Source organism: Enterobacter sp. CRENT-193 (genome assembly GCF_002787395.1).
In the GTDB taxonomy this organism is placed as follows: domain Bacteria; phylum Pseudomonadota; class Gammaproteobacteria; order Enterobacterales; family Enterobacteriaceae; genus Enterobacter; species Enterobacter hormaechei_C.
Window position 1 is genome coordinate 530,012 of record NZ_CP024812.1, and the last position, 19,045, is coordinate 549,056.

Annotated in this window: 18 protein-coding genes; 7 read left to right on the forward strand and 11 right to left on the reverse strand. The window is 57.3% G+C overall.

The window, feature by feature from the left end:
* Positions 1 to 48 precede the first annotated feature (48 nt).
* Both recQ and pldA read right to left on the reverse strand, forming a co-directional pair.
* Positions 49 to 1,878, reverse strand: coding sequence for an ATP-dependent DNA helicase RecQ (recQ, locus tag CU081_RS02620; RefSeq protein ID WP_003860800.1), 1,830 nt, complete (start codon positions 1,876 to 1,878; stop codon positions 49 to 51).
* 90 nt (positions 1,879 to 1,968) lie between these two features.
* Complete coding sequence (pldA, locus tag CU081_RS02625; RefSeq protein ID WP_003860803.1) at positions 1,969 to 2,838, reverse strand: phospholipase A; 870 nt, start codon at positions 2,836 to 2,838, stop codon at positions 1,969 to 1,971.
* A 160-nt stretch (positions 2,839 to 2,998) separates the two neighbouring features.
* Between pldA and yigI the strand changes: the two genes are divergently transcribed.
* Together yigI and rarD are read left to right on the forward strand one after the other, a co-directional pair.
* A complete protein-coding gene (yigI, locus tag CU081_RS02630; RefSeq protein ID WP_006812366.1) occupies positions 2,999 to 3,466 on the forward strand; it encodes an acyl-CoA thioesterase YigI in 468 nt (155 codons plus the stop codon).
* Positions 3,467 to 3,517: 51 nt separating this feature from the next.
* Positions 3,518 to 4,414, forward strand: coding sequence for an EamA family transporter RarD (gene rarD, locus CU081_RS02635; protein ID WP_017694744.1), 897 nt, complete (start codon positions 3,518 to 3,520; stop codon positions 4,412 to 4,414).
* Between the two features lie 83 nt (positions 4,415 to 4,497).
* Here the strand turns inward: rarD and corA are convergent, their stop codons facing one another.
* From corA to lptM, 8 genes are all read right to left on the reverse strand, one after another.
* Positions 4,498 to 5,448, reverse strand: coding sequence for a magnesium/cobalt transporter CorA (gene corA / locus CU081_RS02640; RefSeq protein WP_003860807.1), 951 nt, complete (start codon positions 5,446 to 5,448; stop codon positions 4,498 to 4,500).
* A gap of 150 nt (positions 5,449 to 5,598) precedes the next feature.
* Complete coding sequence (gene ysgD, locus CU081_RS26810; protein WP_080332498.1) at positions 5,599 to 5,844, reverse strand: YsgD/CorL family protein; 246 nt, start codon at positions 5,842 to 5,844, stop codon at positions 5,599 to 5,601.
* On the reverse strand, positions 5,805 to 7,967 hold the full coding sequence (gene uvrD / locus CU081_RS02650) for a DNA helicase II (protein ID WP_017383586.1): 2,163 nt from the start codon (positions 7,965 to 7,967) through the stop codon (positions 5,805 to 5,807). Before uvrD ends, ysgD begins: the two co-directional genes overlap by 40 nt.
* A gap of 79 nt (positions 7,968 to 8,046) precedes the next feature.
* Positions 8,047 to 8,763 (reverse strand): 5-amino-6-(5-phospho-D-ribitylamino)uracil phosphatase YigB, encoded by a 717-nt coding sequence (gene yigB, locus CU081_RS02655; RefSeq protein WP_022650174.1) that lies wholly within the window; start codon positions 8,761 to 8,763, stop codon positions 8,047 to 8,049.
* A complete protein-coding gene (gene xerC / locus CU081_RS02660) occupies positions 8,763 to 9,665 on the reverse strand; it encodes a tyrosine recombinase XerC (protein WP_022650173.1) in 903 nt (300 codons plus the stop codon). Before xerC ends, yigB begins: the two co-directional genes overlap by 1 nt.
* Entirely contained in the window at positions 9,662 to 10,369 is a 708-nt protein-coding gene (locus CU081_RS02665) for a DUF484 domain-containing protein (protein ID WP_003860814.1), read from the reverse strand. The genes xerC and CU081_RS02665 overlap by 4 nt, the downstream gene beginning before the upstream one ends.
* Complete coding sequence (dapF, locus tag CU081_RS02670) at positions 10,366 to 11,190, reverse strand: diaminopimelate epimerase (RefSeq protein ID WP_022646661.1); 825 nt, start codon at positions 11,188 to 11,190, stop codon at positions 10,366 to 10,368. Before dapF ends, CU081_RS02665 begins: the two co-directional genes overlap by 4 nt.
* Before the next feature lie 35 nt (positions 11,191 to 11,225).
* On the reverse strand, positions 11,226 to 11,429 hold the full coding sequence (gene lptM / locus CU081_RS02675; protein WP_003860815.1) for an LPS translocon maturation chaperone LptM: 204 nt from the start codon (positions 11,427 to 11,429) through the stop codon (positions 11,226 to 11,228).
* A gap of 135 nt (positions 11,430 to 11,564) precedes the next feature.
* On the opposite strand from lptM, the gene cyaY reads away from it, so the two are divergent.
* Entirely contained in the window at positions 11,565 to 11,885 is a 321-nt protein-coding gene (gene cyaY / locus CU081_RS02680) for an iron donor protein CyaY (protein WP_003860816.1), read from the forward strand.
* A 91-nt stretch (positions 11,886 to 11,976) separates the two neighbouring features.
* On the opposite strand, the gene cyaA is transcribed toward cyaY, so the two are convergent.
* Positions 11,977 to 14,520, reverse strand: coding sequence for a class I adenylate cyclase (gene cyaA / locus CU081_RS02685; RefSeq protein ID WP_022650172.1), 2,544 nt, complete (start codon positions 14,518 to 14,520; stop codon positions 11,977 to 11,979).
* A 350-nt stretch (positions 14,521 to 14,870) separates the two neighbouring features.
* On the opposite strand from cyaA, the gene hemC reads away from it, so the two are divergent.
* From hemC to hemY, 4 genes are read left to right on the forward strand one after another with little or no spacing between them, the layout of a single operon-like run.
* Entirely contained in the window at positions 14,871 to 15,812 is a 942-nt protein-coding gene (gene hemC, locus CU081_RS02695) for a hydroxymethylbilane synthase (RefSeq protein WP_003860817.1), read from the forward strand.
* Positions 15,809 to 16,549, forward strand: coding sequence for a uroporphyrinogen-III synthase (gene hemD / locus CU081_RS02700; RefSeq protein ID WP_003860818.1), 741 nt, complete (start codon positions 15,809 to 15,811; stop codon positions 16,547 to 16,549). Before hemC ends, hemD begins: the two co-directional genes overlap by 4 nt.
* Before the next feature lie 20 nt (positions 16,550 to 16,569).
* Complete coding sequence (hemX, locus tag CU081_RS02705; RefSeq protein WP_022650170.1) at positions 16,570 to 17,763, forward strand: uroporphyrinogen-III C-methyltransferase; 1,194 nt, start codon at positions 16,570 to 16,572, stop codon at positions 17,761 to 17,763.
* 2 nt (positions 17,764 to 17,765) lie between these two features.
* Entirely contained in the window at positions 17,766 to 18,965 is a 1,200-nt protein-coding gene (hemY, locus tag CU081_RS02710) for a protoheme IX biogenesis protein HemY (protein WP_032645958.1), read from the forward strand.
* Positions 18,966 to 19,045: the final 80 nt, after the last annotated feature.

Here is a 19,045-nt window from a genome sequence, read left to right on the forward strand (position 1 = left end):
GGAAATAATACAGTGAGTCACCATCCTGGCACTTTTTCGCCCGGCTGACTACTCCTCATCATCACCATCAGCGTGGGAACGGATGAGCGCCATAAACTCTTTACCGAAGCGCTCCAGCTTGCGCGTGCCGACGCCGTTGACGCTGAGCATCTCGCTGGCGCTGAGCGGCATTTGCTCGGCCATCTCGATCAGCGTCGCGTCGTTGAACACCACGTATGGCGGGATGTTCTCTTCATCGGCAATAGCTTTACGCAGCTTACGCAGCTTGGCGAACAGCTTGCGGTCGTAGTTACCGCCGTAGGATTTTTGCATCACGCGCGGCTTCAGGGCGACGACGCGCGGAACGGCGAGCTTCAGTTCAACCTCGCCACGCAGGACCGGTCGCGCCGCTTCGGTCAGTTGAAGCGCAGAGTGCTGGGCAATGTTCTGCGTGGCAAAGCCGAGATGAATCAGCTGGCGGATGATACTCACCCAGTGCTCGTGGCTCTGGTCTTTCCCGATGCCATAAACCGGCAGCTTGTCGTGACCCATATCGCGGATACGCTGGTTGTTAGCCCCGCGCAGCACTTCAACGACGTAGCCCATCCCGAAGCGCTGGTTCACGCGTCCGATAGTCGAGAGCGCTTTGCGCGCGTCCATCAGGCCATCGTACTGCTTCGGCGGGTCGAGGCAGATATCGCAGTTGCCGCACGGTGCCTGACGCCCTTCACCAAAGTAGTTGAGCAGCACCAGACGGCGGCAGGTTTGCGCTTCGGCGAAGGCCCCCATCGCGTTAAGCTTGTGGCGTTCGATATCCTGCAACTGCCCCTGCGGTTTCTCTTCCAGACAGCGGCGCAGCCACGCCATATCCGCCGGGTCGTAAAACAGCATCGCTTCCGCAGGCAGACCATCACGCCCGGCGCGGCCGGTTTCCTGATAGTAGGATTCGATATTGCGCGGAATGTCGAAATGCACCACAAAGCGCACGTTGGGCTTGTTGATCCCCATCCCGAACGCCACCGTTGCGACCACGATTTGCAGGTCGTCGCGCTGGAATTTTTCCTGCACATCGGCGCGGATGTGGTTCTCTAACCCGGCATGGTATGCCGCCGCGCTAAAGCCGCGATTTTGCAGACGCGCAGCGGTGTCTTCCACCTTTGCGCGGCTGTTGCAGTAGATGATGCCGGACTTGCCGCGCTGCTCCTGCACGTAGCGCAGGAGCTGATCCAGCGGCTTGAACTTTTCCATCAGCATATAGCGGATGTTCGGGCGGTCGAAGCTGCTGACCTGAATATACGGGTCGTTCAGTCCCAGCAGGCGAACGATGTCCTGACGTGTGGTGTCGTCCGCCGTGGCGGTAAGCGCCATAAACGGCAGCTCGGGGAAGCGCTGACGAAGCTGGCCGAGGGCGGCGTATTCCGGGCGGAAATCGTGCCCCCACTGGGAGATACAGTGCGCTTCATCCACCGCCAGCAGCACCGGGTTCCAGTGCGCCAGGTGGTCGAGGAAGTTGTCCAGCATCAGGCGCTCTGGCGCGATATACAGCAGGCGAACCTGTCCGGTGCGGCACCCGGCCATCACCTCTTGCTGCTGCTCGCGAGTTTGCGTTGAGTTAAGACAGGCCGCCGCCACGCCGTTGGCGAGTAGCTGGTCGACCTGGTCTTTCATCAGGGAAATAAGGGGTGATACCACAACCGTCAGGCCATTAAGCACCAGCGCGGGCACCTGATAGCAGAGCGATTTACCGCCGCCGGTCGGCATGACCACCAGGCAATCGCGGCCTTCCAGAACGGTTTCAATGATGGTTTCCTGGCCAGGACGGAACTGCTGGTAGCCAAAGGTTTCATGCAAAACCTGTTTAGCCAGCGATTCCTGATTCAATACTTCCGCCTGCGCCACGTTAACCCCATATGCCAGAAATGAAACAGGCGCTATTTTCAGCGCCTGAGAGAGAAACTTCAACGTTTAACGCAAAAACATTCGAGCAGCTTAGAAAATATCGTTCAGCATGACGCCCACACCGACGCGGGTCTGGTTGAAGTTGTAGTCGATCAGCGATTCGCCGTACCCGCTATACACCTGAGTATAGAGACGAACGTGTTTCGTTACCGGGTAGCTCAGGCCCAGCTCAGCGCCGCCGTAGCCGGTGTTCCAGTTGTACTGACCTTTGGCGCTCAGCACCGCGTCACCCAGCTGATAGCCCACCTTAAGCTGATAGTAGCCCATATATTTGGTGATATCCGGGTTGTCATCGGTGCTGCCTACTACGTACCACGGCTTCACTTCCACCATGAAATTGCCGTTCTGCGCCATCAGACGCGTATAGATGCGGTTCCAGCTGCGTGAGGTTGGGTCGGAACGACCGTTGGAATCGTGGTTATAGCCCACCTCCACGTCTCGCAGCGTCCAGCCTGCAAACTCATAATCGGTGGCGAAACCGAGGAACAGCTGCGGTTCATAGTTGGTTTCGCGGAACGGTGATGATTCCCCGCTGTTGGAGAGCTGCCACCATGACTTCTGCGTGTAGGACGCGCCAAGTACCGAGTTCGGCCCCAGGATGCCGCGCCAGAACGGGAAGGCGAGGCTGAGCTGGAACTTCACCTCATCTTTACGCGCATTATCAGACCAGTTATAGGAGCTTATCGCCTCTTTGTTGAGATCGCTGGTCTGGGTGTAGATCACGTAGTTTGTGTCATACGGGTACAGCGTGAACGGATTGTCATGCTCCTGAAGCATATTGGCGATGATGCTGCCCTTAACGGCAGGTTTATCATGCACCTCTTTGATTGTCGCTTCCTGCGCATATGCTGTGAGGGGCAGCGCAACCGCCGCCAGTAACCAACCCAGATACGTCCGCATCGGTGGTGTTCTCCTGAAATGGTGACATTTAATGAATAGTTTTGTCCGGGCATTCTACAGACTTCTGCGATAACTTCCGCTTCCTCGTTTCTTAAAGTGGCATTCCTTTATCCTGAAGCATAAAATCAACATTTTGTTAACAACAAGGATGCCACGTCAGATGTCAGCCACACTCACCGCCGAAGAAACCTTAAAGCTCGTGGGCGAGATTTTTGTGTACCACATGCCGTTCAACCGTGCACTGGGTCTTGAGCTGGAGCGATACGAAAAAGACTTCGCTCAGCTGAGTTTCAATAATCAGCCAATGATGGTCGGTAACTGGGCGCAAAGCATTTTGCACGGCGGGGTAATTGCCTCCGCGCTGGACGTGGCGGCCGGTCTGGTGTGCGTGGGCAGCACGCTGACGCGCCACGACACCATCAACGAAGATGAATTACGCCAGCGCCTGTCGCGCATGGGCACCATCGATTTACGCGTCGACTACCTGCGTCCGGGACGCGGAAACCGCTTCACCTGCACCAGCAGCCTGCTGCGCGCCGGGAATAAAGTTGCCGTCGCCCGCGTTGAGCTGCATAACGAGGAGCAGGTTTATATCGCCAGCGCAACCGCCACTTATATGGTGGGTTGAGACGGCAAATTCGGGTAAAATTACTTCACTTTTTTGTAACGGATTTTCCCGATGGATGCTAAACAGACGCGGCAGGGCGTTTTACTCGCCCTTGCCGCTTATTTTATTTGGGGTATCGCACCGGCGTACTTCAAACTTATCGCCTATGTCCCGGCGGACGAGATCCTCACTCACCGCGTCATCTGGTCCTTTTTCTTCATGATTGCGCTGATGAGTATCAGCCGTCAGTGGTCAGGCGTCAAAACGCTGCTGAAAACCCCGAAGAAGGTCTTCCTGCTCGCTCTCTCTGCGGTGCTGATTGGCGGAAACTGGCTGCTGTTTATCTGGGCGGTGAATAACCATCACATGCTCGAAGCCAGCCTGGGCTACTTTATTAACCCGCTGGTCAATATTTTGCTGGGGATGATTTTCCTTGGTGAGCGCTTTCGCCGGATGCAGTGGGTGGCGGTGATTCTGGCCTTCTGCGGCGTGCTGGTACAGCTGTGGACCTTCGGCTCACTGCCGGTTATCGCCCTGGGGCTGGCGTTCAGCTTTGCCTTCTACGGCCTGGTGCGTAAAAAAATTGCCGTGGAAGCGCAGACGGGAATGCTATTTGAAACCCTGTGGCTGCTGCCTGTCGCCGCGATCTACCTGTTCGGTATTGCCGACAGCGCCACCAGCCACATGGGCAGCAACCCATGGTCGCTGAACCTGATGCTGATGGCCGCGGGCGTGGTCACGACGATACCCCTGCTGTGCTTCACCGGCGCGGCAACGCGTCTGCGCCTCTCCACGTTGGGCTTCTTCCAGTACATTGGCCCGACGCTGATGTTCCTGCTGGCGGTGGTGTTTTACGGCGAGGTGCCGGGTGCGGATAAGATGGTGACGTTCGCCTTTATCTGGGTGGCGCTGGCCATCTTTGTTGCGGATGCGATTTATACCCAGCGCAGGGTGCGCAAAGGGCTGTGATGTTGCCCTCACCCTAACCCTCTCCCACAGGGAGAGGGAATTCGATCGTAGGGCGGGTAAGCGCAGCGCCACCCGCCAGATTTTTACAGCCAGTTCTTCCGCTTAAAGTACAGATACGGCGCCAGCCCGGCGAGGATCATAAAGATAATCGCCCCCGGGTAGCCAAAGCTCCACTTCAGCTCCGGCATAAACTCGAAGTTCATCCCGTAGCTGGACGCCACCAGCGTCGGCGGCAGGAACACCACGGACACCACCGAGAAGATCTTGATGATGCGGTTCTGCTCGATGTTGATAAAGCCCATCGCCGCCTGCATCAGGAAGTTGACCTTCTGGAACAGGGATTCGTTGTGCGGCAGCAGGGATTCGATATCGCGTAAGATCTCACGCGCCTGCTCCAACTGACCGCCCGGCAGACGCGCCTTGCGCACCAGGAAGTTCAGCGCGCGCTGGGTATCCATCAGACACAAACGCACCTTCCAGCCGATATCTTCCAGCTCTGCCAGCGTGGACAACGCTTCGTCGTACTCATCACCCTGATGGCCTTCCATGATCACGCGGCTCAGCTTTTCCAGGTCGCTGTAGATGTTTTCGATTTCATCCGCCAGCTGTTCGATTTTGGTTTCGAACAGATCCAGCAGCAGCTCATAGGCGTTACCGTCCATCATCGCCTGGCTGCGGGCGCGCATACGGTAGAGACGAAACGCAGGCAGTTCGCGCTCGCGCAGGGTGAACAGGCGGCCATCGCGAATGGTGAACGCCACAGTGGAGTTCCCCGCGTGGTCTTCGGCATCTTCGAAGAAGAAGAAGGAGTGAATGTGCAGGCCGTCTTCGTCTTCAAAAAAACGAGCGGAGGCTTCGATGTCTTCCAGTTCCGGGCGTGTCGCCAGGCTTTGCCCCAGTTCAGATTGTACGCGAAGGCGCTCATCGTCGTCCGGCTCGACCAGATCCACCCATACGGCATCAATGAGGGGCTGTGACTCTTCGGCTTCAAGCCGAGTCAGTCGGTTATTTTCGAGTTGAAATGCGCTCAACATGACCGGGACTCCCAATGCAAAAAATATCGGACAGTTCGGTGGGCACACAGAAACAAATTGGGTTTCAGACCATTAAACAGCCTGACTCAGCGCGACGGGAGTGATGCAGTCGCTGACAACCACTAAGGCCATCAGCAAGAGGAGATAGCCTTAGGAGTTGTTCCTGGATGACAGGGAATTGAGCCAGCATCTACTGGGTGTGTCCAAGGCGAATGTCCTCTTAGCGTAATCGTGCGCGCATGTTACGCCAGCAATAACTGTGGCGTCAACACGCAACGGAACGCTGAAGGGCATTAATTGACCTTCAACGTATAAGGCTAGCAGATTATTACAAAATAGTGATATTTTTCTGAAAGTTACACACTTTCCAGCTTGGCATAGGCTGCCACCAGCCATTTGATCCCCTGCCCCTGGAACGCTACCTGCAAACGGCTGTGCTCGCCGCTGCCTTCCAGGTTGACGATGGTGCCTTCGCCAAACTTCGAGTGACGCACGCGCTGGCCCAGCTTGTAACCGGTGTCGGTTTCAGAGATCGGCGAGCCCATACGCTGATGGCTGACCGGACGGCTGATGCTGGCGCGCAGGCGCACCTCTTCCACGCACTCTTCCGGCAGCTCGCCGATAAAGCGCGACGGACGGTGATACACCTCTTTTCCGTACAGGCGGCGGGTTTCCGCGTAGGTCAGAGTCAGTTTCTGCATCGCACGGGTCACGCCCACGTAGGCCAGACGACGCTCCTCTTCCAGACGCCCGCCTTCATCCAGCGACATCTGGCTCGGGAACATCCCCTCTTCCATCCCGACGATGAACACCTGCGGGAACTCCAGACCTTTCGCGGAGTGCAGGGTCATCAGCTGAACCGCATCCTGCCAGGTATCGGCCTGCCCTTCACCCGCCTCCAGCGCGGCGTGAGAGAGGAATGCCTGCAACGGCATCAGGTCTTCGTCTTCTTCGTTGTAGCTGAACTGGCGCGTGGCCGTCACCAGTTCCTCTAAGTTCTCAATACGGGTCTGGCCCTTCTCGCCTTTTTCCTGCTCGTACATGGTGCGCAAGCCGGAATCTTTGATCACCCGGTCGGTCTGGACGTGCAGCGGCATGTCGGCCGTTTCCTGCGCCAGTGCGTCGATTAACTCCAGAAAGCGTTGCAATGCGCTGGCGGCGCGCCCGGCGAGGGCTTTTTCCTGTAACAGCTCGCGGCATGCCTGCCACAACGTGAGCTGACGATCGCGCGAGGCCTGACGCACCACGTCCAGCGTACGATCGCCGATGCCGCGCGTCGGCGTGTTCACCACGCGCTCAAATGCCGCATCGTCGTTACGGTTGGCAATCAGACGCAAGTACGAGAGCGCATCTTTGATCTCCTGACGTTCGAAGAAGCGCATACCGCCATAAATGCGGTACGGCATGCTCACCTGCAATAGCGCCTCTTCCAGCACGCGCGACTGGGCGTTGCTGCGATAGAGAATGGCACACTGCTCCAGCGCGCCGCCGTTCTCCTGCCAGGTTTTAATGCGGTTCACCACGAAGCGGGCTTCGTCGAGCTCGTTGAAGGCGCAGTAAATCGAAATCGGTTCGCCGTCGACGCCATCGGTCCACAGCTTTTTACCCAGGCGCCCGTTGTTGTTCTCAATCAGGGCGTTGGCCGCGCTCAGAATGTTGCTGGTAGAACGGTAGTTCTGTTCCAGACGGATGGTTTGCGCGCCGGGGAAATCGTTGAGGAAGCGCTGGATGTTCTCCACCTGCGCGCCGCGCCAGCCGTAGATAGACTGGTCGTCATCGCCTACGATCATCACCTTGCCGGTATCCCCGGCCAGCAGGCGGATCCAGGCGTACTGGATGTTGTTGGTATCCTGGAATTCGTCCACGAGGATGTTGGTAAAGCGTTCACGGTAGTGTTGCAGGATATGCGGTTTGTTCAGCCACAGCTCGTGGGCACGCAGCAGCAGTTCGGCGAAATCCACCAGACCGGCGCGATCGCACGCTTCCTGATAGGCCTTGTAGACGTTCTGCCAGGTCTGCTCGACCGGGTTACCGAAGCTCTGAATATGATGCGGACGCAGCCCTTCGTCTTTTTGACCGTTGATGTACCACATCGCCTGACGCGGCGGCCACTGCTTCTCGTCGAGATTCATCGCCTTGATCAGGCGTTTCAGCAGGCGCAGCTGATCTTCGCTGTCGAGGATCTGGAAATCCTGCGGCAGGTTAGCGTCCATATGGTGCGCGCGCAGCAGACGGTGCGCCAGGCCGTGGAAGGTGCCAACCCACATGCCGCCCTGGCTGGTGCCCATCAGCTGTGCGATACGGTGGCGCATCTCCGCCGCCGCCTTGTTGGTGAACGTCACGGCCATAATCGAGTACGGCGAACAGTTCTCCACGCTCTGTAGCCAGGCGATACGGTGAACCAGCACGCGCGTCTTACCACTGCCCGCTCCAGCCAGTACCAGCAGGTTTGTACGCGAGGCGGCAACCGCGTCACGCTGTTTATCATTAAGGCTGTCGAGCAGGTAAGAAACGTCCATTGGCACCGTCACGTCATGGCGGGCAGGCAAATGTTTCCATTCGCCAAAACCCTGTTAATTTATACAGAACAATTGATGATTATATCAGCGTCGTGAGGGATGCCAACCGTGAAATTTCCACGTGCGGCAGAAGACGGCTATCCGGGGTAGTCATCAGATCGGCATTTTCCGGCTTGATCCAGCAGGCCTGCATGCCGTAGCGGATCGCCCCGGCGACGTCCGTGGTCAGGTCGTCGCCCACGTGCAGGATCTCACCGAGCGGCAAATCCAGTTTTTCCGCTGCCAGATGATACATATCGTTGAACGGCTTCGAGCGTCCGTGCGGGCCCGCGCGCAGCACGAACTGAAAATAGTTCCCCAGACCAAACAGTTCAGGCTGAGCGTTGCCGTTGGTGATGGCCACCAGCGGCCACTTTTCGGCGAGCTTCGCCAGCGTGTCGTGGGTCTCCTGCGGCACGTCGATGCGACTGCGCCATTTGGCGAAGTTTTCCATGGCCGCTTCGGCACCCGTGGCCGCGTCCTGCGCGCTCAGGCCGGCATTGAGCATCGCCTGCTCAACCGCACGGCGGCGCCATTCGGTCACGTCATGATAAATTTCCGGCTCGGTTTCCCGCAGGGACTGACGCAGCTTCTGGAAATCTTTGTTCTGCATTGTTTTCAGCGCAGGATGGTAGTTCTGCACAAACGCCAGCGACTCCTGCTCGGTACGCAGGATCACCGGACGATTGTCGTAAAGGGTGTCATCAAGATCAAACGTCAGGGCTGAGATCTGACCAAGTGGGCGGTAAAAACGCATTATTTCCCCCGTTTGGCGCGTGGATGCGCCGCGTCATACACCGAGGCAAGGTGTTGGAAGTCTAAGTGGGTATAGATTTGGGTGGTCGACAGATTCGCGTGACCAAGCAGCTCCTGTACCCCACGCAGGTCGCCGCTTGATTCCAGCATGTGCGTCGCAAAGGAGTGGCGCAGCTTGTGGGGGTGAACGTGGCTGTTCAGCCCCTGCTTAATGCCCCACTCCGCAAAGCGCTTCTGCACGTTACGCGCCGAGATCCGCTTGCCGAGTTTCGACAGGAACAGCGCATCTTCGTCGGCGCCAAACAGCCCACGAAGGTCCAGCCAGTGCTCAATCCAGGAGACCGCATTGCGGCCGATCGGCAGGCGGCGCTCTTTGCTGCCCTTGCCCATCACCCACACCTCGCCGGATTCCAGATCGAGGTGCTTCAAGTCGAGGTTCACCAGCTCAGAGAGACGCAGGCCCGCGCCGTACATCACCTCCAGCATTGCGCGGTCGCGAACGGCCAGCGGATCGTTAAGATCGATATCTAGCAGGCGGTTTACGTCGTCGACGTCGATATTTTTCGGCAGATGACGCGGGGCTTTCGGCGTGGCGATCCCTTTCGCCGGGTTGGCTTTCAGACCGCCCTGACTGACCAGCCAGTCGAAGAAACTGCGCAGGGCAGAGAGTCGGAGCGCCAGGCTCGCCGGGCTTAAGTTTTTTTTACGGCTACGCACGACGAACCCGCGTACCGTGGCGGCGTCACATTGTTGCCAGCTTTTCAGGCCGATTTCATCGGCAATCTGCATGATGGCATCAAGCTGACGCTGATAGTTGAGCAGCGTAATAGGGCTGAGCTGGCGTTCTACGCCCAGATAGCGCAGAAAGCGGGTGACGTCAGTGGCGAGCAGTCCGTCCGTCATACGCGCTCAATCCAGCGCTCCAGCAACTCAGGCAACATCAGGGCGATCTCCTGCAACAGTTGCGTACCCTGCCCCTGTTCATAGTGATGCGCGTCGCGGCTGGTAAATAACATCACGCCCAGGTCACCATCGCGCCCCATCAGCGACATCGCCACCGAGCCGATAGCTTTGGCTTCCGGCAGCACCACCAGCAGTTCTGGCCCGTTGAGCGGCCCCAGATAATGGTGCTCATGGCCCAGACGCTGAATGCGCAGCGGCTCAAACGCCTGACGGCTCAGCGCCAGATGGGTAAATCCGGACGGCGCGCCAATGCGCCAGCGGTCAGGGAAGAGACGGATCGTCGCGCCTGCCAGCCCCAGCTCGCGCGCCCAGCGGTGGAAGCGGTTGAGGAACTCTTCGAGACTGTGTGCGGAAGCCAGACGCGCCTGAAGGTGCAGAAGACGGTAGAACAGGCTTTCGTTATTGCTGGCCTGCTCCATCAGCAGCGTCATGTTCTCTTCGAGCTGATTGATGTGGTTGCGCGAGCGCGCCATGTGCCATTCAACCAGCGACACGGTCTCGCGAACCGGATGCGGCACGCGCATCCGTTCGACGACGCGTGCATTGCGGATAAAAAACTCAGGATTGTGCAGCAGATAATCCACAACAGTGCTGTCGTCCAGCTCTGTTACAGGTTCCCGCAGTTCTTCCCCTGGTTGCTTCATAGATGGATAAACCCGTCATAAACATGTGTCGCCGGGCCAGTCATGTACAGTGGATGACCCGCTCCTTTCCAGGCGATATCAAGCCGACCGCCTGGTAATTCCACGCGAACCTCTTCTGCCAGTAACCCCTGTGAGATACCGACGGCCACCGCCGCACAGGCACCGCTTCCGCAGGCCTGGGTTTCGCCCGCGCCGCGCTCGTAAACCCGCAGGCGAATATGTTCACGCTTCACCACTTGCATGAAACCGATGTTCGCCCGCTCCGGGAAGCGCTCGTGGCTTTCCAGCACCGGGCCGAGCGTTTCAACCGCCGCGGTTTGCACATCATCCACCTGAATCACGCAGTGCGGGTTACCCATTGAGACGACGCCGCACAATACTGTCTGCTCGGCGGCACGCATGATATAGGTCTTTTCCGCTTTGTTGGCGCGAAACGGCACGGCAGAGGGTTCGAAGTTCGGCTCTCCCATGTTCACGCGCACCAGTTCGTCGTCGGTGACGCTGAGCACCATCCGGCCATTGGCGGTGCTGACGCGGATATCGCGCTTGTTGGTCAGCCCTTTCAGCCGAACAAAGCGGGCAAAACAGCGCGCGCCGTTGCCGCACTGGGAAACTTCGCTGCCGTCGGCGTTAAAAATGCGATAGTGAAAGTCCAGGTCAGGATCGTAAGGCGGCTCCACCACCAGCAGCTGGTCAAACCCCACGCCCACGTGTCGATCCGCCAGACGACGGATCAGTTCCGGGGAGAAAAAGACATTCTGCGTTACCGCGTCGACGACCATAAAGTCGTTGCCAAGGCCATGCATTTTAGAGAACTGCATCATTTGCTCCATTGCGCGGGTACAGAACGTAATTGTCAGAGATTGACCTGAGTCGGGCCGCCGTTATTGCCGCGATCGTTGGTATCCGGCGTAGATGACTCGATACCACTTTGCACCGGTTTTGTCGGCGGTGGTGCGTTTTTATCCTCTGGCGGGAAGTACAGTGGTCCCTTCAGTCCACAGCCGGTCAGGCTAAACAGAGTGACAAGAACGACAAGCGTTCGGAAGACGTTTTTCATGTAGAGGTTGCCCGTAAGTTCAAATCTGTTTCTATCATCGCAGGAGAAGACACAAAAGCAAGAGTTTGCCGCTTTCCTGCAACGGGAATTATTTAGCGTTATACTGCCGCCATCACGAAAAACAGGAATAAAACCATGAACGACAGTGAATTTCATCGCCTTGCCGATACCCTGTGGATGACCATCGAAGAGCGTATCGACGACTGGGACGGCGACAGCGATATCGATTGTGAAATCAACGGCGGGATCCTGACCTTAAGCTTCGAAAACGGCAGCAAGATTATTATTAACCGTCAGGAGCCGCTTCACCAGGTGTGGCTGGCGGCGAAGCAGGGCGGATATCACTTTGATCTGAAAGGTGACGAGTGGGTCTGCGACCGCAGCGGCGAAACGTTCTGGGATCTGCTGGAGCAGGCGGCGACCGCGCAGGCGGGTGAGGACGTGAGTTTCAGGTAGTTTTGTTGCCCGGTGGCGGCTACGCCTTACCGGGCCTACAACGGCTCGGACCGTAGGCCGGGTAAGCGATAGCGCCACCCGGCGAAAAGCCTCAGGAAAAATACTGCTGCAACAGCGGCGCAGTTTCCTGGTTAGCGGGCGCCGCAGGGGTAATCGCCTGCGTACGGAACGGGATCACCTGCGCTCGCCCATCCACATTCACAATCTGGTAGAACTGCGGCAAGTTGAAGTTGATAAAGCTTGAGCCGTAGGTAAAGCGATCGTGCGAAGACGAATAGAAGCGGCTGACGTCGCGCACCAGCTCCTCTTTGCTGCCTTCACAGTGGTGATACACCTCGGCACGGTTGGTTTCATCCAGAATGTAGATGTTAAACCCGGCATTATCGCCCGACTCTTCGAAGAAGAACTGAATAATCCCTTCACTCGCAAAGCCATCCACCACTTGCGGCAGCTTAACGTGGTTGGTTTCCACCTGAACCGACAGGCCATGCAGTTTGTTGTGTGAAATCGCGCCGTAGAATTCAATGGCGTTCTCCAGCTTCTGCACCGACACGTTCAGGCGCTCAAAGAACAGGCCCCAGGTCTGGCCGGAGACGCGCAGCGCTTTAAAGCGCCCGGTTTCCTGACGGGTGCTGGAGAGACGCAGTTCGATGCACTCAGACACCAGCTGCTGCACGCGGGTACGAATCAGGCCGCGCAGGTGCTGGCTGTAGCAGAACACCTCCACGCTGTCCGGGGGTGCGGCATCCTGGTGCATCTTGCCGAGGATCGTTTTCAGCGCCTCGATCATCGCCTGCTCGCCGTTAAAGTGTAAGGTACGCACTTCGTTCCACGAGTTGCGGTACAGCAGATCCACGCTACCCACCAGGCAGTTTTGCTGCTCGCCGAAGCTAAAGACGTCCAGCTTGCGGAAGTCAAAGTGAACCACCTGATTGCGGAAGGCCGCCGTCGGGTCGTATTCCAGGTTGACGATGATCGCCAGATGGCGAATCTCACACGGGCTGTAGAGCGCTTTTGGCGTCGGCGCAGGCAGACGCAGCGGGAAGTGGTGCGAGACATCCGCCACCATCTCCTGCAACTTGGCTAAATCGACCACCTCGTTACCCTTGATAAACAACCGGGTGCGTGAGGTGAGAAGGCCGTTAAACCAGGCCCAGGCCACCAGCTTGTTCAGATAGCGGTTATATTCCAGCGGCTGATGGCTGATGATCGAATCCATGCTTGGCGCACGGTTGTACAGATACCACCCGGTGCGGTTCGCGCGGCCCGGCGGTACGTAGATAAAGGTCAGATTCGGTTCAGACAGGTCAGGCGAAATCTGTGGGTTAACCAGCGTAACCTTGCCCGGCAACGCTTCAAACGCGGCGTACAGTTTACGGGTCAGCACCCCGATATCCTGTGGGCTGGCAGAAACGCTAAGGTTGTTACGGCGGGCAAAGCGGATCAGGTTGCGGTAGCTCTGCATCATCGCATCAAGCAGTTCGTTGTGCGCCTCGCGCACCTGATCGATTTTCCAGTTGGCGCGGTTGTCCAGCATGGCGAGACGCGCTTCGTCCCATCCCCACTCTTTGACTAACTGGCTGACGACTTCACGACGCCAGCCCACGCAGGCGCGTTCGCGGCTCAGTTTTTCACAAACTTTGAGATAGAAACATCGACGCACCAGGTCAAGACGCGTGGCGTCCTCAATGGCTGTCAGGTATTCGGTGACGCGTTCCAGCATCATGCAGTAGGCATCAAGCCCGTAGGAGACGATCTCCCCGTCGTGCAGACGCTGTTTAATATCTTTCGCCAGCAGGCGCGGCGTGGGGTATTCCCAGGAGTAAGCTTCCAGCAGCAGGGTTTTCAGCACCGCTTTGTACGGTGAATCAATGCTCTTATAAAGCTGCCAGAGGCTTGCGCCAAAGTACTCTTCGGCGGACAGGGAGCTCAGGCCGCCCAGATCCAGCCACTCGTTTGGCGTCAGAACGCCCTGCGAGTAAAGCGACATGACGTAGTCGTCATAATTCTCTTCTTCATCGCACGGCACCATATTCCACAGAATACGTTTCCCGGCCAGGCGAACGGCAGTACGGTAAAACTCATCCAGCAACAGGATGTGCTGAGTCGAGCCGCAGTCTTCACCACCCAGACTGCCGCTTTCGTTATGGCGGAAACGGTTTTCATCAATCAGGAAGAAGCTCACTTCCACGCCGAGCGACGCCGCCCAGCTCTCCAGCAGGCTGCATTTACGCTGCAACAGCTGGCGCTCTTCATTGTCGAGCCAGGACTGATGGCAGACCCAGATATCCAGGTCAGAAGAGCAGCTTTGCCCAACCGATGATGTGCTGCCCATGGAGTAAACCCCGGTAATCGGCAGCTCGCCTTTCGGCGAATCCTGCGGCGGCATACCACGGTAGAGTTCAAGTTCAGTCAGGTAATGCTGTTGGGTTTCATCAGGCGTGAAGAGGCAAATGCCCTGGGGAACGTTACCATCGAGGTAACCCGGCATTAGCGGATGGTGATAGTGCAACAATGTCGGCAGAAGACTGTATACCTGCTGGAAAGCAGGGCCCATGGCAGCAAGCGCGCGATCCACGCGCAATTGATTGATGGCATCCAGTCTCTGTTTCAGAGTCTCAATATAGAGGTACAAGACGTATCGCCTGATGTTTCCGGGTGTCGCATGCCAGTCAGAACAGAAAAAGCAGCGGACCCGCAGTATTTCAAAAAATAACCGTTACCCTTTTTTCGCCTTTTGCTTTTCTGGTGGTACAGACGAAAAAATGGTCTAAAACGTGATCAATTTAACACCTTGCCGGTTGACCGTAAAGAAAGATGCGCTACATACAAGTGTAGCACCGTTCTGTACGTGTAAATTCCTGAATACGGCGATGGCTGACGAATACGCCGCCCTGTCCCTCTCACTCTTCATCAACCGTAAAACTGCCATCCGAGTGTCAACAATGTTAGGATGGTTAGCGATTGATAATGACGGTAACAAGCATGTTAGACAATGTTTTGAGAATTGCCACACGCCAAAGTCCTCTTGCACTCTGGCAGGCACATTATGTTAAGCAGCGCCTGGAAGCCTGCCACACCGGATTACGCGTTGAGCTGGTGCCAATGGTTACGCGTGGCGATGTCATACTGGATACGCCGCTGGCCAAAGTGGGCGGAAAAGGTCTGTTTGTCAAAGAGCTGGAGCTGGCATTGCTTGAGAACCGCGCCGATATCGCCGTGCATTCGATGAAGGATGTGCCCGTTGAGTTCCCGGAAGGGCTGGGGCTGGTGACCATCTGCGAGCGCGAGGATCCGCGCGATGCGTTTGTCTCTAATCGATATGACTCGCTCGATGCGTTGCCGGCAGGCAGCGTGGTCGGCACGTCAAGTTTACGCCGCCAGTGTCAGCTGGCTGAACGTCGCCCGGATCTGGTGATCCGTTCGCTGCGCGGGAACGTCGGCACACGCCTTGGCAAGCTGGATAACGGCGACTACGATGCCATTATTCTTGCGGTTGCGGGCCTGAAACGCCTGGAGCTGGAAGAACGCATTCGCGTGGCGTTGCCGCCGGAGCTGTCGCTGCCCGCCGTCGGCCAGGGCGCCGTCGGCATTGAGTGTCGTCTGGATGATGTGCGCACTCAGGCACTGCTGGCGCCGCTGAATCATGACGATACCGCCGTTCGCGTAAAAGCCGAGCGCGCGATGAATACACGCCTCGAAGGAGGCTGTCAGGTGCCAATTGGCAGCTATGCTGAATTAACTGACGGTGAACTGTGGCTGCGTGCGCTGGTTGGCGCGCCGGACGGCTCGCATATGGTTCGCGGTGAACGTCGCGGCAAACCGCAAGATGCCGAGGCGCTTGGCGTATCGCTGGCGGAAGAGCTGCTAAATAACGGCGCACGTGAAATTCTGGCCGAGGTCTATAACGGAGAGCCCCCTGCATGAGCATACTTGTCACCCGCCCTTCTCCCGCAGGAGAGCAGTTAGTGAGCCGTCTGCGCGCACTGGGGCAGGTGGCCTGGAGTTTTCCGCTGATTGAATTCTCCCCCGGTCGCGAGCTGCCTGAGCTCGCTGACCAGATGCGTCTCTTGCAGGAAGGCGATCTGCTCTTTGCGCTGTCGCAGCATGCCGTGGAGTTTGCCCATGCGCAACTGCAACAACAGGGCGTTCGCTGGCCTCACGCCCCCCGCTATTTCGCCATCGGGCGCACTACGGCGCTGGCCTTACATACCGCGAGCGGAATCGATGTTCGTTACCCGTTAGATCGGGAAATCAGCGAAGTCTTGCTACAATTACCTGAATTACAAAACATTGCCGGAAAGCGCGCGCTTATTTTGCGCGGCAACGGTGGCCGCGAACTGCTGGGCGAGACGCTGCGCGAACGCGGCGCAGACGTGACGTTTGTGGAGTGCTATCAGCGCTGTGCAAAACACTATGATGGCGCGGAAGAAGCAATGCGCTGGCACGCCCGCGGTATTAATACGCTGGTGGTCACCAGCGGTGAAATGTTACAACAGCTTTGGTCGCTGATTCCGCTTTGGTATCGCGAAAACTGGTTACTCCGCTGTCGGCTTCTGGTCGTCAGTGAGCGTCTGGCGAACCACGCCCGGGAACTGGGCTGGCAGGATATTCGGATCGCTGAAAACGCCGACAACGATGCGCTGCTGCGCGCATTACAATAACTCTCAAATGGGAAGCCATAATGACGGAACACGAAAAATCCTCCGCCGTGGTTGAAGAGACCAGGGAGACTGTGGACACTACGTCACAGCCAGAGACGACAGACACAACCGTTGAGAAGAAAAACGGCAGCAATAAAACCAGCCTCACGCTGAGCGTGATTGCCATCGCGATTGCGCTGGCCGCAGGCGTGGGTCTCTACGGACTGGTGAAGAAACAAGGCACCAACCAGACGGCCACCAGCGACGCGCTGGTTAACCAAATCACTGCCCTACAGAAAGCGCAGGAGACGCAAAAAGCTGAGCTGGAAAGTGTGATCAAACAGCAGGCTGCCGCCCTCGCCGACGCGAACAGCAAACGTGAAGAGTTGACCAAACAGCTGAGCGAAGTGCAGGAAAAAGTCGCCACAATTTCGGGAACCGATGCCAAAACCTGGCTACTTTCACAGGCCGATTTTCTGGTGAAACTGGCCGGGCGCAAGCTCTGGAGCGATCAGGATGTCACCACCGCCGCCGCGCTGCTGAAAAGCGCCGACGCAAGCCTGGCTGATATGAACGATCCGAGCCTCATCAACGCACGCCGCGCTATTACGGAAGATATCGCCAGCCTGTCCGCGGTTTCTCAGGTCGACTACGACGGTATCATCCTTAAGGTGAATCAGCTCTCGAACCAGATTGATAACCTTCAGCTGGCCGATAACAACGACGATGACTCTCCGATGGATTCCGACGGTACCGAGCTGTCCAGTTCCCTGAGCGAATGGCGTATCAACCTGCAAAAGAGCTGGCAGAACTTTATGGACAGCTTTATTACCATTCGCCGCCGCGATGAAACTGCCGTGCCGCTGCTGGCACCGAACCAGGACGTCTATCTACGCGAAAACATTCGTTCCCGCCTGCTGGTCGCGGCGCAGGCCGTGCCGCGTCACCAGGAAGAGACCTACAAACAGGCGCTGGATAACGTTTCAACCTGGGTACGTGCTTACTACGATACCAATGATGCAACCACGACCGCGTTCCTTGAGGATATCGACAAGCTGAGCCAGCAAAACATCACCATGAACGTACCGGACAAGCTGGAAAGCCAGCCGATTCTGGAGAAGATCATGCAGACGCGCGTGCGTAACTTGCTGGCCCAGCCGGGCGTTCCGGCAGAGCGTCCGGCTGAAGCACCTGCCGCCGCGCCAGCGCCTGAAAGCGCGCCGCAAGGAGAGTAATGATGCTAAAAGTCTTCTTACTCTTCATCCTGCTGATCGCCGGGATTGTACTGGGGCCGATGCTTGCGGGTCACCAGGGTTACGTATTGATCCAGACCGATAACTACAACATCGAAACCAGCGTAACAGGGCTGGTGATTATCCTGATCCTGGGTGTGGTCGTTCTGCTGGCAGTGGAGTGGCTCCTGCGTCGTATTTTCCGTACCGGCGTACATACGCGCGGCTGGTTCGTTGGCCGTAAGCGCCGTCGCGCCCGTAAGCAGACCGAGCAGGCATTGCTGAAGCTGGCCGAAGGCGACTATCAGCAGGTTGAAAAGCTAATGTCGAAAAATGCCGACCATGCAGAACAGCCGGTTGTTAACTATCTGCTGGCCGCTGAGGCGGCGCAACAGCGAGGCGATGAGGCCCGCGCCAATCAGCATCTTGAACGCGCGTCTGAGCTCTCTACTAAGGATCCGATTCCGGTTGAGATCACCCGCGTTCGTCTGCAACTGGCGCGCAATGAAAACCATGCCGCACGTCACGGCGTTGACCGTCTGCTGGAAGTTACCCCTCGTCATCCGGAAGTGCTGCGTCTTGCTGAGCAGGCATATATTCGGACCGGTGCATGGGGCTCGCTGCTGGACATTATCCCTTCCATGGCGAAAGCCGACGTGGGTGATGATGAACATCGTGATGAACTTCAGCGTCTGGCCTGGATTGGCCTGATGGATCAGGCGCGCGCCGATCTCGGCAGCGACGGCCTGAAAACCTGGTGGAAAAACCAGAGCCGCAAAACGCGCCAGCAGGTTCCTCTTCAGGTTGCGATGGCAGAACATCTGATTGAGTGTGACGACCATGACACCGCGCAGGAGATCCTCCTCGACGGTCTCAAGCGACAGTATGATGACCGCCTGGTGATGGTCATCCCGCGTCTGAAAACCAACAATCCGGAACAAATTGAAAAAGCACTGCGCCAGCAGATCAAAACCGTGGGCGATCGTCCGCTGCTGTGGAGTACGCTGGGCCAGTCTCTGATGAAACACGGCGAGTGGCAGGAGGCGAGTCTCGCCTTCCGCGCCGCGCTGAAGCAACGCCCGGACGCATTTGATTACGCCTGGCTTGCTGATTCGCTGGACAAGCAACACAAGCCGGAAGAGGCCGCAGCTATGCGCCGTGATGGGCTGTTATTGACGTTGCAAAATAACGGAACGCAGCAGTAATTAACAGGAGGCCAGATGGCCTCCTTTTTTTATCTCATTTCTCCTGCTACATTCTTTTAACACTTACCTGCAAACGAACC